Annotated in this window: 9 protein-coding genes; 6 read left to right on the top strand and 3 right to left on the bottom strand. The window is 72.9% G+C overall.

Annotation, left to right across the window (positions count from 1 at the left end; genetic code table 11):
- Positions 1-3 precede the first annotated feature (3 nt).
- Both ACZ60X_RS15680 and ACZ60X_RS15675 read right to left on the bottom strand, forming a co-directional pair.
- Complete coding sequence (locus ACZ60X_RS15680; RefSeq protein ID WP_469598346.1) at positions 4-3,207, bottom strand: tetratricopeptide repeat protein; 3,204 nt, start codon at positions 3,205-3,207, stop codon at positions 4-6.
- A gap of 76 nt (positions 3,208-3,283) precedes the next feature.
- Positions 3,284-3,766, bottom strand: a complete 483-nt coding sequence (locus ACZ60X_RS15675; RefSeq protein ID WP_469598344.1) for a hypothetical protein — start codon at positions 3,764-3,766, stop codon at positions 3,284-3,286.
- Positions 3,767-3,897: 131 nt separating this feature from the next.
- Here ACZ60X_RS15675 and ACZ60X_RS15670 point away from each other — a divergent pair, with 131 nt between their 5' ends.
- The 6 genes from ACZ60X_RS15670 (at position 3,898) to ACZ60X_RS15645 (ending at position 13,286) form a co-directional block, all read left to right on the top strand.
- On the top strand, positions 3,898-4,488 hold the full coding sequence (locus ACZ60X_RS15670; protein WP_469598341.1) for an ArsR/SmtB family transcription factor: 591 nt from the start codon (positions 3,898-3,900) through the stop codon (positions 4,486-4,488).
- Positions 4,469-6,583, top strand: coding sequence for a thioredoxin domain-containing protein (locus tag ACZ60X_RS15665; protein ID WP_469598339.1), 2,115 nt, complete (start codon positions 4,469-4,471; stop codon positions 6,581-6,583). Before ACZ60X_RS15670 ends, ACZ60X_RS15665 begins: the two co-directional genes overlap by 20 nt.
- 235 nt (positions 6,584-6,818) lie before the next feature.
- Positions 6,819-8,087: a glycosyltransferase gene (locus ACZ60X_RS15660; protein WP_469598337.1), complete on the top strand. Its 1,269-nt coding sequence runs from the start codon at positions 6,819-6,821 to the stop codon at positions 8,085-8,087.
- A complete protein-coding gene (locus ACZ60X_RS15655; protein ID WP_469598335.1) occupies positions 8,084-9,730 on the top strand; it encodes an ArnT family glycosyltransferase in 1,647 nt (548 codons plus the stop codon). Before ACZ60X_RS15660 ends, ACZ60X_RS15655 begins: the two co-directional genes overlap by 4 nt.
- Positions 9,727-10,890: a glycosyltransferase gene (locus ACZ60X_RS15650; protein WP_469598333.1), complete on the top strand. Its 1,164-nt coding sequence runs from the start codon at positions 9,727-9,729 to the stop codon at positions 10,888-10,890. The genes ACZ60X_RS15655 and ACZ60X_RS15650 overlap by 4 nt, the downstream gene beginning before the upstream one ends.
- Positions 10,887-13,286 (top strand): galactose oxidase-like domain-containing protein, encoded by a 2,400-nt coding sequence (locus tag ACZ60X_RS15645; RefSeq protein WP_469598331.1) that lies wholly within the window; start codon positions 10,887-10,889, stop codon positions 13,284-13,286. The genes ACZ60X_RS15650 and ACZ60X_RS15645 overlap by 4 nt, the downstream gene beginning before the upstream one ends.
- On the opposite strand, the gene ACZ60X_RS15640 is transcribed toward ACZ60X_RS15645, so the two are convergent.
- The gene (locus ACZ60X_RS15640; protein WP_469598329.1) at positions 13,273-13,608 is read right to left on the bottom strand and encodes a hypothetical protein; all 336 of its coding nucleotides are present in this window, start codon (positions 13,606-13,608) and stop codon (positions 13,273-13,275) included. The two genes, ACZ60X_RS15645 and ACZ60X_RS15640, sit on opposite strands and share 14 nt — an antisense overlap.
- Positions 13,609-13,647 lie beyond the last annotated feature (39 nt).

Raw genomic sequence — 13,647 nt, 5'->3', positions numbered from 1 at the left:
GGCTCAGCGGCCCGACGGCACCGCCACGCCCATCACCTCCCGGGCGTGGCGGTCCGGAGTCATGCGCAGGCGCCAGGCCTGCCAGCCCGCTTCCAGGGTGACGCCCCGCTCCAGCAGCACGGCGTACGCCGTGAGGCCGTCGGTCAGCTTCTCGTCGCGCAGCGGATGGGCGGCGCGGGTCAGCTGGGCCACTTCCTCCTGGGCGACCGCGGTGCCCACCTCCAGGCCGCCCGGCGCGGCGTAGGGCAGCAGGGTGCAGCGCAGGAAGCGGGCCCAGTCCTCCCCGCGCCGGTCGCCGTAGGAGACGAACAGGTCCCGTGCCTCGTCGCACAGGGCCAGTGCCGCCTGCGTGCGCGCGTTGCCCGCGTCGACCACGGCCAGCTCCAGGCAGGTCCAGGCTTCGCCGTGGGCGACGCCGATGCGCTGGAAGTCGGCGCGGGCGTCCACGAGGAGCTGGCGGGCGAAGCCGGAGTTGCGCAGGGAGCCGGTCTGCGCGGCGCGCTGGTCGCGGGTGACCCGGGCCGAGTGGTGCCGGGCGCAGGCCAGGCCGTAGACGTCGCGTATCCGGGAGAACATCGTGCGGGACCGCTCCAGGTCGCGCACCGCCTGGTCCAGGTCGCCGGACTCCTCCAGTGCCTGCCCGAGGTAGTACAGCGTCCACGCCTCGCCGCGCGCGTCCTCGTTCTCCCGGTGCCGGGCGCCGGCCTGCCGCAGGCCGTCGAGGGCGGGTGCGGGGTCCCCGGCGACGAGGCGGGCCCGGGCCAGCTGGGTCAGCGCCCAGGCCTCGCCGCGGGCGTCGCGCGTCTGCCCGTACCGCTCCAGGGCGTGGTGCAGCTCGGACTCCGCGCGCGGTACGTCGCCCAGGCGCAGGGCCAGCTGGCCGAGCTGGAAGTGTGCCCACGCCTCGCCGTGCACCGAGCCGCCCTCGCCGTGCAGGACCAGGGAGCGGGTGAGCAGTTCCAGGGCCTCGGACAGCCGGCCCCTATCGCGCTGGACGGCCGCCAGGGCGTGCATCGTCCAGGCCCGGTCGGTCGCCAGCTCCGGCGCCGCCTGCAGGTCCAGGGCCTCCTGGAGCTTGGCGGCGGCCTCGGTGAGCTGGCCCTGGTGGTGCAGGGTGATGCCCAGGGAACACAGGGCGCGGGCCGCTCCGGCGTCGTGGTGTGCCTCCCGGTACAGGTCCACCACCGCGGCGAGCGTCGTGCGCGCCTTGTCCAGCTCGCCCAGTTGCCGGGCCGCGATGCCGGTGCGCCACTGCACCGAGCGCATCAGCAGCCCCTCGTCCACGGCCTGTGCCAGCTCGTTGATCTCGCCGAGCCGGTACAGGTCGCCGCGCAGCAGGCAGTAGTCGCACAGCGCGCCCAGCAGGTTGAGCACCGCCGCCTGGTTCACGCCTTCCGCCTGGCGCAGGGCCGCGGTGATGAAGCTGGACTCGTCGTCCAGCCAGCGCAGCGCCTCGTCGAGCGAGGTGAAGCCGTGCTGGCCGAACTGGTGCGAGCGCGTCGACATGTTCCCGTCGACCAGGCGCAGCACGGAGTCGGCCAGCTCGGCGTAGTTCACGATCAGTCGTTCCTGCGCCGCCGCGCGCTCGGCCGGGTCCTCCTCGTCCAGCAGCCGGGCCTGGGCGAAGGCGCGCACCAGGTCGTGCAGCCGGTAGCGGTCGCCGCGGACGTGGTCGAGGAGGCCGGCCCGGGCGAGGGCGGCCAGATGGCGGGTGGCCTCGGCCTCGTCCGTCGCGAGCAGCGCGGCCGCCGCCGCGGCGCCGAGCGAGGCGCGCCCGGCGAGCGCGAGCCTTCTCAGCAGTCGGCGCGCGGGCTCGGGCTGGTCGGTGTAGCGCAGCCACAGGGCGCGCTCGACGGGTGCCACCGGCCCGTACGCGCCCAGATCCGCCGCCAGCTGCCGGGGGGAGCGGGGGCCGAGCGCGGAGCCCGCGATCCGCAGCGGGAGCGGCAGCCCGCCGCACAGCTCGCGGATGCGGTCGGCGGACTCGGCGTCGTACGGTCCCGCCGTGTCCTCGGCCGCAGCGCCCAGCAGTTCCTCGGCGCCCGCCGCGTCCAGCGCCTGGACCGGCAGGTGGTGCACCCAGGCCGGAAGGTCCGCGGGCAGGTCGAGGGCGGTGCGGGCGGTGACGAGGACCAGGCTGTCGGAGCGCTCGGGCACCAGGGCCCGCACCTGCTCGGGGTCCGAGGCGTCGTCCAGCACGATCGTCACCGGCAGGCCGGTCAGATGCCGGTGGTACAGCTCGGCGAGCCGCTTGAGCTGCTGGTCGGCGGAGGAGCGCTCGCGGAACAGCAGCTGCTCACGGGGCGCGCCGAGCCGGTTGAGCAGGTGCAGCAGGGCGTCCCGGGTGGGCAGCGGCGCCTGCTCCCGGCTGTCGCCGCGCAGGTCCACGACCACCGCGCCACGGAAGTGGTCCCGCAGGTCGTGCGCCGCGCGCACCGCGAGCGTGGTCCGGCCGGAGCCGGGCTCGCCGTGCAGGACGACCACCGTGGGCCGGGTCTCCGTGGCCGCCCGGGCCGCCTGGGCCCACTGCCGGATCCGCGCCAGCTCCGCCCGGCGCCCGGCGAACAGGCTCTCGCGATCGGGGAGTTGGCCGAACGACTGCTCCAGCACGGTGCGCCTGCGGGCCGCCGCGCTCTTGTCGGCGCCGCGCAGCGTGGGGCTCGTGGTCTTCTTCGGGCCCGTGGAGGCGCTGAGCATCCGCTGCTGGTCGAGGAACGGGCGGATGCCCCGCACCTCCAGCGCGGTCAGCCACTGCAGCCGCAACTGCTCCGGCCCGCCGGGCTGGCCGGCCGCACCGGCACGGTGATGGGCGGCCGGCAGATGGGAGCCGGCCGCCTTCACCACGGACGCGGCGGCGCCCACCACACCGGCGGTCACACCGGCGCCGACGGCCGTGGCGGTGCCGGTGCCCAGGGACAGGTCGGCGACCGCGGCGGCGACCGCGGCGACGGCCGCCACCAGCAAGGCCGTTCCGGCACCCTCGCGGGCATAGCGCTGCCCGAAGGTCAGCCGGCCGGCCTCGGTCTCGTCCAGCGCGCGGGTGTAGGCCTCGTACTCCTCACCGGCCGCGCCCGCCATCGCGTCCAGCGCGCCGCGCGCCCGCGTCAGCAGCACCTGTCCGTCGACCCGCCCGCCCGAGCGGCGTACCTCCTCCTCCACGGCCCGCACCAGCAGCCGCTCGGCCTCCGCCCGATGGTTGTCCCGCATGCCCTGTCCCCTCCGGCGGCGATGTCCTTGGCTACGAGTGTCCTTGGCGGGGGACGAGATGGCGAGGGTGCGGCGATCAGCGGACCGGTGAGGGTTTCGTGTCAACGGCGGGGCGGGCGGCGGGCCTTGCGATTTCGCCGGGCGGTACGGCCGGTGCCGTCCGCCGTCCGCCGGGCCCGTCGGCACCGCGCCCGCGGCGGCGTCTGCCGCCCACGGCGAGGCGGACGCAGGCCCCCGCCAGGGCCGCCTCCGCCAGCGCGCACAGCAGCGCCTCGGCCAGCGGGGCGCCGGTGCCCGCCGTCGTGACGTCGAACCAGGCGTCCAGCACCGCCATCGACGCCGTCGCCGACGCGGTGAGGCGGGCCCGTGGGTCGCCGCGCAGGCCGAGCAGGGCCGTGGTCGCGCACCCCGCGGCCATGAGGAGGTCGAGGCCGATCCAGGCCAGCGGCCAGTTGTCCACCCGCGCGCTGCCCGGCAGGGTCACCGCCAGCACGGCCATCCACGGCACCAGCAGGACCGCCGCCGCGGCCAGCAGGACCAATGGCCATTTCCCGTGCATGTCCCCGCACCCCCTCGTCCTCTCGCCGCACCCTTCCGACCGCCTCCACCGTAGACCGCAGAGAAATCTCTGCAAAGAAATGCCGGCAGACTTCAGGGTCGGCTCAGGGTTCTCAGGGTTACGGTGGCGGCATGACCGACGGCCTGCCGGAGATGACCAGCCTGGAGCGCACCGCCCTCTACAAGTCCCTCGGCAATCCCCTGCGCCGCCGGATCCTCGAATACCTCGGCCGGCACGGCGAGGCGAACTCCACCGTCCTCGCCCGCGAACTCGGCGAGAGCTCCGGGACCACCAGCTACCACCTGCGCAAGCTCGCCGAGCAGAAGCTCATCGAGGAGATCCCGGAGAAGTCCGGCGGGCGCGAGCGCTGGTGGCGGTCGCTGCCCTTCAGCCACACCACGCCCGACCCGGCCGCCATGGCCCCCGAGGAGTACGCGGCCGCCGCCGAGCTGGCCCACCTGAAGATCGAGTTGGACTCCGCCCTGTACCGGCGCGCCCACCAGGAGTACCGCGGCCCCGGGGGCTGGGCCCAGATCCAGCGCCACGGCACCTGGCTCACCAGGGAGGAACTGCTCGCGTTCATGCGCGAGTACCACGCGCTGCTCGAACGCTACGGGCACGCGCGCGAGGAAGCCCCCGAAGGGGCACGCCCGGTGATGATGCGTTTCTACGCGGTGCCCGAGCCCGTGGGAGAGTGGAACGGTGAACCGACTGGCGCATGAGACCTCCCCGTATCTCCTCCAGCACGCCGGCAACCCCGTCGACTGGTGGCCCTGGTCGGCCGAGGCCTTCGACGAGGCCCGCGCCACGGGCAAACCCGTGCTGCTGAGCGTGGGGTACTCCAGCTGCCACTGGTGCCACGTCATGGCCCACGAGTCCTTCGAGGACCGGGCCACCGCCGACTACCTCAACGAGCACTTCGTCAGCGTCAAGGTCGACCGCGAGGAGCGCCCCGACGTCGACGCCGTCTACATGGAGGCCGTCCAGGCCGCCACCGGCCAGGGCGGCTGGCCCATGACCGTCTTCCTCACCCCGGACGCCGAGCCCTTCTACTTCGGCACCTACTTCCCGCCCGCCCCCCGGCACGGCATGCCCTCCTTCCGGCAGGTGCTGGAAGGCGTCCGGCAGGCCTGGGACACCCGGCGCGAGGAGGTCGGCGAGGTCGCCGGGAAGATCGTGCGCGACCTCGCCCAGCGGGAGATCAGCCACCAGGGCGACCGGGTGCCCGGCGAGGAGGAACTGGCCCAGGCACTCCTCGGCCTCACCCGCGAGTACGACCCGCAGCGCGGCGGATTCGGCGGGGCGCCGAAGTTCCCGCCGTCCATGGCCCTGGAGTTCCTGCTGCGCCACCACGCGCGCACCGGCTCCGAGGGCGCGCTCCAGATGGCCCGGGACACCTGCGAGCGCATGGCCCGCGGCGGCATCTACGACCAGCTCGGCGGCGGGTTCGCCCGGTACTCCGTCGACCGCGACTGGGTCGTGCCGCACTTCGAGAAGATGCTCTACGACAACGCGCTGCTGTGCCGCGTGTACGCCCACCTGTGGCGGGCCACGGGATCCGGCCTCGCCCGGCGCGTCGCCCTGGAGACCGCCGACTTCCTCGTCCGTGAACTGCGCACCGCCGAGGGCGGGTTCGCCTCGGCACTCGACGCCGACAGCGAAGAGGAGGTGCCGCGCGATGGGGGTCCCCCCGGACGGAGTCCGGGGGAGCGTCTTCCGGAGGGTGGTGGTGGGCGGCGGGAGGGCGGTAGCGGGCGGCACGTCGAGGGGGCGTACTACGTCTGGACGCCCGAGCGGCTGCGCGCCGTCCTCGGGGACGCCGACGGGGATCTGGCCGCCCGGTACTTCGGCGTGACCGACGAGGGTACGTTCGAGCACGGGCAGTCCGTCCTCCAACTGCCCCAGGACAACGCCGTCTTCGACGCCGGGAAGGTCGACTCGGTCAGGCGGCGGCTGCTCGCCGCCCGTGCCGAACGCCCCGCGCCCGGACGGGACGACAAGGTGGTCGCCGCCTGGAACGGGCTCGCGATCGCCGCGCTCGCCGAGACCGGCGCCTACTTCGGCCGGCCCGACCTGGTCGAGGCCGCCGTCGGCGCCGCCGACCTCCTCGTGCGCGTGCACCTCGACGAGCACGCCCGGCTCGCCCGGACCAGCAAGGACGGCCGGGTCGGCCCCAACGCGGGCGTCCTGGAGGACTACGGCGACGTCGCCGAGGGCTTCCTCGCCCTCGCCGCCGTCACCGGCGAGGGCGTCTGGCTCGACTTCGCCGGGCTGCTCCTCGACCATGTCCTCGCCCGCTTCACCGACCCGGAGACCGGCGCGCTCTACGACACCGCCGCCGACGCCGAGCGGCTCATCCGCCGCCCGCAGGACCCCACCGACAACGCCACCCCCTCCGGCTGGACCGCCGCGGCGGGCGCGCTGCTCAGCTATGCCGCGCACACCGGTTCCGCGGCCCACCGCACCGCCGCCGAGCGGGCGTTGGGCGTCGTCACCACGCTCGGGCCGCGCGTGCCGCGGTTCATCGGCTGGGGGCTCGCCGTCGCCGAGGCCCTGCTCGACGGACCGAGGGAGATCGCCGTCGTCGGCGCCGCACCGGCCGACGAGCGGACGACCGCCCTGCACCGCAGCGCACTTCTGGGCACGGCCCCCGGCGCCGTGGTCGCCGTCGGCACCCCCGAGAGCGACGAGTTCCCGTTGCTTTCCGGCCGTCCGCTGGTGGCCGGTCAACCTGCCGCTTACGTCTGCCGTCATTTCGCCTGCGAGGCCCCGACGACCGATCCGGAGCGGTTGCGGGCGGCGCTGAACCCGCGTTGACCAGCTGAAACCCGGGAACGGCCGACCCGGCGAAGTGTCCGTATGTGAGCGGGTGTTCGGTTAGATACCGCTTACCTACGCTTCCCGTACCCCCGTTCCGAAACGAGCTATTTATCTGAAGAGCTCCCGCGCTTCACAGATCCCCCCTACGCTCTCCACAACGACACGACGGGTGACCCGGCGATGACCGACCGTCGTGCGCACAGGGGGTTTCAGGGGGATCTGGGGGGATCTTTTGCTGACGTCTGTCTTCATCGCCGCCGTTTCGCTTGCCCTTTTCTGGATGGCGGCCTTCACCTTGTGGTGGCAGATGCACGCGTGGCGCACGCCCGAGGTGCTCGCCTCCACCCGCTTCGGCAGACCGGACGGCGACGAACACGTGTCGTTCTCACTGCTGTTGCCCGCCCGGCACGAGCAGGCCGTGCTCGACCACACCATCCAGCGGCTGCTGCAGTCCACGCACGCCGACTTCGAGATCATCGTGATCGTCGGGCACGACGACCCCGAGACCACGGCCGTCGCCGAGCGGGCCGCCGCCCGTGACGCGCGCGTGCGGGTCGTCGTCGACACCCACGAGAAGAAGAACAAGCCCAAGGCCATGAACACGGCGCTGCCGCACTGCCGCGGCGACGTCGTCGGGGTCTTCGACGCCGAGGACCAGGTCCATCCCGAACTGCTCGCCCACGTCGACCACGCCTTCCGCACCACCGGCGCGGACGTCGTCCAGGGCGGCGTGCAGCTCATCAACTTCCACTCCAGCTGGTACAGCCTGCGCAACTGCCTGGAGTACTTCTTCTGGTTCCGCTCCCGGCTGCACCTGCACGCGCAGAAGGGGTTCATCCCGCTCGGCGGCAACACCGTCTTCGTGCGGACCGACGTCCTGCGGGAAGCGGACGGCTGGGACCCGAACTGCCTCGCCGAGGACTGCGACCTGGGCGTGCGGCTGTCGTCCGTCGGCAAGAAGGTCGTCGTCGCCTACGACTCCGACATGGTCACCAGGGAGGAGACCCCGGGCTCCCTCATGTCGCTGCTCAAGCAGCGCACCCGCTGGAACCAGGGCTTCCTTCAGGTGTACCGGAAGAAGGACTGGCGCGACCTGCCCGGACTCGGCCAACGGCTGCTCGCCCGGTACACCCTCATGACGCCGTTCATGCAGGCCTTCTCCGGCGTGATCATCCCGCTCAACGCGGCCGTCGCGCTCTTCCTCGACGTGCCCGTCGGCGTCGCCTTCCTCACCTTCCTGCCGCTGGTCACCGCCGTCGTCACCTTCGTCTTCGAGGTGGTCGGCCTGCACGACTTCGGCGTCCAGTACGGCCTCAGGGTCCGCCTCGGCCACTACGCGAAACTCATCGTGGGCGGCCCCTTCTACCAGGTCCTCCTCGCCGGAGCCGCGATCCGCGCCGTCTGGCGCGAGCAACGCGGCCGCAACGACTGGGAGCTGACCTCGCACGTCGGCGCGCACCTCACCGCGGCCGAGCCGATCCGAGAGGACGTTACCGCGTGACCTCCACCCTTCCCGCGGTGACCGCAGCCCCGGTCCCCGCGCAGGGCCCGCCTGTGCCCGCGGGCCACCCGGCCGGCCAGGCCGTGCCTCCGGTACGACTCCGCTCCTCCCGCCCCGACCTGCTGCTCTGCGGCGCCCTGCTCACGGCGATCCTCGTCGTGCAGGGCTGGAACATCGCCGACTACCCGGCGCTCAGCGACGACGAGGGCACCTATCTCGCCCAGGCCTGGGCCGTCCAGCAGGGCCGGGGACTGGCCCACTACACCTACTGGTACGACCACCCGCCGCTCGGCTGGATCCAGATAGCCCTGCTCGGCTGGCTCCCCTCGGCGCTCAGCCCCGGCTCGATGACCGTCGCCACCATGCGGGTCCTGATGCTCGGCATCAGCGCGGTCAGCGCGGTCCTCGTCTACGTCCTGGGCCGCCGGCTCTCCCTGCCGCGCTGGGCCGCCGGACTCGGCATGGCCCTCGCCGGGCTGTCCCCGCTCGCGGTCGTCCTCAGCCGGGAGATCTTCCTCGACAACATCGCCGTGATGTGGCTGCTGCTGGCGTTCTGCCTCGCCGCCTCACCCAGCCGCCACCTCTGGCACCACTTCGGCGCCGGGCTCGCCGCCGCCGCGGGCGTGCTCACCAAGGAGACGATGCTCGTCGTCCTGCCCGCCCTGTTCGTCACCATGTGGCGGCACAGCCACCGCGACACCCGCAAGTTCGCCCTCACCGGTGCCGTCACCGCCTGCGCCCTGATCGGCCTGTCCTACCCGCTCTTCGCCCTGCTGAAGGGCGAGCTGCTGCCCGGCGCCGGACACGTGTCCCTGTGGGACGGCATCACCTACCAGATGTCCCGGCCCGGCTCCGGCTTCCTGCTCGATCCGGGCTCCGGCTCGTACGCGGTCCTGCACTCCTGGCTGTACTACGACCGCGTCCTGCCCCTCGGCGGACTCGCCGGCGCCCTGCTCCTGCTGTTGACCTGGCGCTGGTCCGTCACCGCCCGCGCACTGGCCGGACCGTCCCTGACCGTCGCCGTCCTCGCCCTCGTCGCCCTGCGCCCGAACGGCTACCTGCCCGCCATGTACGTCATCGGCGCCCTGCCCTTCCTCGCCCTCGTGCTGGCCGGCGGCACCGCCTCCGTCGCGCACGCGGTGCTGCGGCGCGGGCGGGCCGAGGGCGAGAGGCGGTACGTCACCGGCGGCCGGTACGCGCTCGCCGCCGTCCTCGCCCTCGCCGCGGGCGCCTACGTCGTACCCCGCTGGTACGACGGCGACCGCACCGCCGTCACCGCCGACGCCAACAAGCCCTACCGGCAGGCCGCCCACTGGCTCGGCACGAAGGTCGCCGACCCGGAGGACACCCGGGTCCTCGTCGACGACGCCCTCTGGCTGGACCTCGTGCACGCCGGATACCGGCCGGGACTCGGCGCGATCTGGTTCTACAAGGCCGACCTCGACCCGGCCGTCACCAGGACCATGCCGCACGGCTGGCGGGACATCGACTACGTCGTGGCGTCCCCGACCGTGCGGCGCGACGCCAAGGACCTGCCCAACGTCAGGGCCGCCCTGCAACACTCCGTGCCGGTCGCCGCCTTCGGCACCGGGGACGGCCGCGTGGAGATCCGGCAGGTGCGGGCCACCGGGGGCGCCCGATGAGCGAGTACACCGCCCCCGTCCCCGGCCTGGCCGCCGCGGAGATCCCGGAGCCCGGCGCCGTCACGATCGTCGTCCCGACCTTCAACGAGTCCGCGAACATCCGGCGGCTGCTGCACCAGATCACCGAGTCGGTGCCCGCCCGGATGCCCTGCGAGGTCCTCTTCGTGGACGACTCCACCGACGACACCCCCGAGGTCATCCGCGAGGCCGCCGAGGACTGCCCGTACCCGGTGGCGGTGCTGCACCGCGAGGAACCCGCCGGCGGGCTCGGCGGGGCGGTCGTCGAGGGGCTGAGGGCGGCGGGCTCGGAGTGGATCGTCGTCATGGACGGCGACTGCCAGCATCCCCCGGCCCTGGTACCGGAGTTGATCAGCACCGGGGAGCGCGTGAACGCCGGACTGGTCGTCGCCTCCCGGTACGTCCCGGGCGGCAGCCGGGCCGGGCTCGCCGGGGGCTACCGGGTCGCCGTCTCGCGCGGCGCGACCTGGCTCGCCAAGGGCCTCTTCCCGCGCCGGCTGCGCGGCATCAGCGACCCGATGAGCGGCTTCTTCGCCATCCGGCGCAGCGCGGTCACGGCCGGGGAACTGAAGCCGCTCGGCTACAAGATCCTGCTGGAGCTGGCCGTGCGCAGCCGGCCCCGGCAGGTCGCCGAGGTGCCGTTCGTCTTCCGGGACCGGTACGCGGGCGAGTCGAAGTCGACGGCGCGGGAAGGCCTGCGCTTCCTGCGCCACCTGGCCGGACTGCGCGCCGCGTCCCCGGTCGCCCGCCTGATCGGCTTCGGGCTGATCGGCGCGAGCGGCTTCGTGCCGAACCTCGCCGGACTGCGGGCGCTCACCGCGCTCGGCACCCACTACGTCCTCGCCGAGGTCCTCGCCAACCAGCTCGGCGTCGCCTGGAACTTCCTGCTCATCGAGCAACTGCTGTTCCGCGACCGGCGCGCGCACCGCCGCTGGTGGGACCGGCTCGGCCGGTTCGCCCTGCTCGCCAACGCCGACCTGGTCCTGCGCATCCCGCTGATCGCGCTGCTCGTGGACCGGTTCGGCATGGGCGCCCTGAGCGCGACCGCGCTCGCGCTGGTCCTGACCTTCGTCGTGCGCTTCGCAGGGACCGAGGCGCTCGTCTATCTCCCGCGACGCAAGACTCTGAGGAGAGCCGCTTGAACAAGTACCGCAGACGGACCGCGCTGGCCGGGGTGGGCGCCCTGACCGCCGGTCTGCTCCTGACCGCACCCCAGCCGGCCGAGGCCGCCAACCTGATCAAGAACCCCGGCTTCGAGGCGGCCGGCACAAACGGCATGCCGTACTGCTGGGAGAAGTCCGGCTGGGGCGACAACGACTTCACCTTCGAGACCACCTCGGACGCCCACTCGGGATCGGCGGCCATGAAGGTGACGCTGACCCGCCGGGTCTCCGGCGACCGCAAGGCGATGTTCACCGAGTCCACCGACTGCGCGCCGGTCGTGACCGCCGGCAAGCAGTACGACCTCGGCGTCTGGTACAAGACCACGACCCCGGACGCGAACGTCACCCTCTTCCGGCACGACACGACGGCCGGCTGGCAGTACTGGACCGACGTCAAGACCCTGGACATGGCGTCGGCGTGGACGCAGGCCACGGTCCGCACCCCCGAGGTCCCGCCCGGCACCGACCGCATCACCTGGGGCGTCTCCGTCTACGGCACCGGCTCGGCGACCACCGACGACTACACCATGGACCAGGTCCCGGACGTCGTCCCGCCCGCCCAGTGCACCGGTACCACCGACCAGTGCGCGAACGGCAGCTGGGCGGTCCTGCCGACGCAGAACCCGGTCCGTTCGATGCACTCCGTCGTCCTCAGCAACGGAAAGGTGCTGCTGATCGCGGGCTCCGGCAACAGCCAGGACGCGTTCAACGCGGGCACGTTCACGAGCGCCGTGTACAACCCCGCCGACGGCACCTACAAGGTCATCCCCACGCCGAAGGACATGTTCTGCGCGGGGCACGTGCAGTTGCAGGACGGACGGGTCCTCGTCCTGAGCGGCAACAAGGCGTACCCGGCGGCGGACGGCTCGCACGGCTACGAGGGGTTCCGGGACTCCTACGTCTTCGACCCGAAGACCGAGACGTACACCAAGACCAACGACCTCAACGACGGCCACTGGTACCCGTCGGCGACCGAGCTGGGCAACGGTGACGTCATCACGTTCGGCGGGCTGCGCGAGGACTCCACCGGGTCGGTGACCGCGGAGCGGTTCTCGGCCGCGCAGAACCAGTGGCTGCCCACCTCGCAGGTGAACCAGACCTGGTCGTACTGGGGCCTGTACCCGGCGATGATCCTCATGCAGGACGGCCGCCTCTTCTACACGGGCAGCCATGTCTTCGGCAACAACATCCCCGGCACCGGCTCGGCGATCTACGACTACGGCGCGAACACGATCACGCAGGTCCCGGGGCTGCAGAACAAGGACCAGCGGGACCAGTCGGCGTCCGTGCTGCTGCCCCCGGCGCAGGACCAGAAGGTGCTCACGATCGGCGGCGGCAACATCGACTCCAACCCGGACGCGAACCGCCTCACCGACGTGATCGACCTCAAGCAGCCCAACCCGTCGTACGTCGCCGGGCCCCCGCTGCCGCAGGGCACGGTCGACCTCGGCAACGGTCCGGTGCCGGAAACGGGCGGCCAGGGCAAGATGTACGTCTCGGCCGTGCTGCTGCCCGACGGCAAGGTGCTGGAGACGGGCGGCGCCCTGCACAACCGGGCCAACCCGGTGTACGAGTCCTCGCTCTACGACCCGGCCGCGGGCACCTTCCAGCAGGTCACCGCGGACCCGCAGTCCCGGGGCTACCACTCCTCGGCGTTCCTGCTGCCCGACGGCCGGGTGATGGCCACCGGCGACAACCCGGGCAACGGCAGCTGGAACCACAACGTGTCCGTCTACAGCCCGCCGTACCTCTTCAAGGGCCCCCGCCCGACGATCACCTCGGTGATCAGCCAGGAGTGGAAGTACGGCGACACCCAGCGGATCACGGTGGACCGCCCCATCGCCAAGGCGGAGCTGATCCGCCCGGCGGCGGTCACCCACTCCTCCGACCCGAACCAGCGCTTCGTGGACCTGCCGCTGTCGGTGGACGGCGACAACGTCGACCTGAACGTCACGAACAACCCGAACGTCGCCCCGCCCGGCTGGTACATGCTCTTCGCGGTCGACGCCAACGGCGTCCCCTCGGTGGCGCAGTGGGTCCACCTGACCGGCCCCGCGGCCCTGACGGCCGCGTCCCCGCACATCCACTCCTTCGCGGACTCCCTGTCCGGCAAGGTGTCCGGCCCCGGCCGCAAGCGCACGGCCCAGCCGGTCAGCCCGACGCTCTCGGGCTGCGACCGGCACTACGGCTCGGTCAACGTCTGCGTGCCGACGGTCTTCCCTCCGGAGGTCAGGAAGACGACCGCCGCCCGGTGTGCCTGGCTGAAGCAGAACAACTACGGCCGGCTGAAGGTCAACGGCGGCGACGACCCCCTGGGGCTCGACCCGGACCGGGACGGGGTGGCGTGCGGCAAGGGGGACGTCAGGCGCCGCTGAGGATCAACGCGCCGAGGGTGAGCTGAGCGCCCCACTGCACCCACACGGCCCCGGCCCGGCCGCCCTGCCACCGGGCCCGGGGCCACACCAACGCCACCGCCCCCATGAGGAGAGCCAGCCCGAAGGCGTCGTAGAGGGCGTACCCGGGGACCGACGAGCACTGCTCGCCGTACTCCAGGCACATGGTGCCGCGTTCACCGGACCACACGACGATCCAGGACAGGATGACGATCGGCACGAGCGAGAAGAGCCCGACGACGGCCCACACGGTGATGAAGTAGTCCTTCTGCCGGGGGTCGAGCGGTTCGATGGTGGTCTCCATGCCCTCATCCCACCGCTCGGGACCGGCCCCGTGGATCGG

The organism is Streptomyces sp. NPDC104106 (genome assembly GCF_055584345.1).
The sequence above is the reverse complement of the archived record's forward strand: the minus strand, read 5'-3'. Positions and strand labels throughout refer to the sequence as shown.

Bases quoted from the DNA above. Each gene is read 5' to 3' on its own strand.
- ACZ60X_RS15680 (WP_469598346.1), bottom strand. From the start codon at position 3,207: ATGCGGGACAACCATCGGGCGGAGGCCGAGCGGCTGCTGGTGCGGGCC.
- ACZ60X_RS15675 (WP_469598344.1), bottom strand. From the start codon at position 3,766: ATGCACGGGAAATGGCCATTGGTCCTGCTGGCCGCGGCGGCGGTCCTG.
- ACZ60X_RS15670 (WP_469598341.1), top strand. From the start codon at position 3,898: ATGACCGACGGCCTGCCGGAGATGACCAGCCTGGAGCGCACCGCCCTC.
- ACZ60X_RS15650 (WP_469598333.1), top strand. From the start codon at position 9,727: ATGAGCGAGTACACCGCCCCCGTCCCCGGCCTGGCCGCCGCGGAGATC.
- ACZ60X_RS15640 (WP_469598329.1), bottom strand. From the start codon at position 13,608: ATGGAGACCACCATCGAACCGCTCGACCCCCGGCAGAAGGACTACTTC.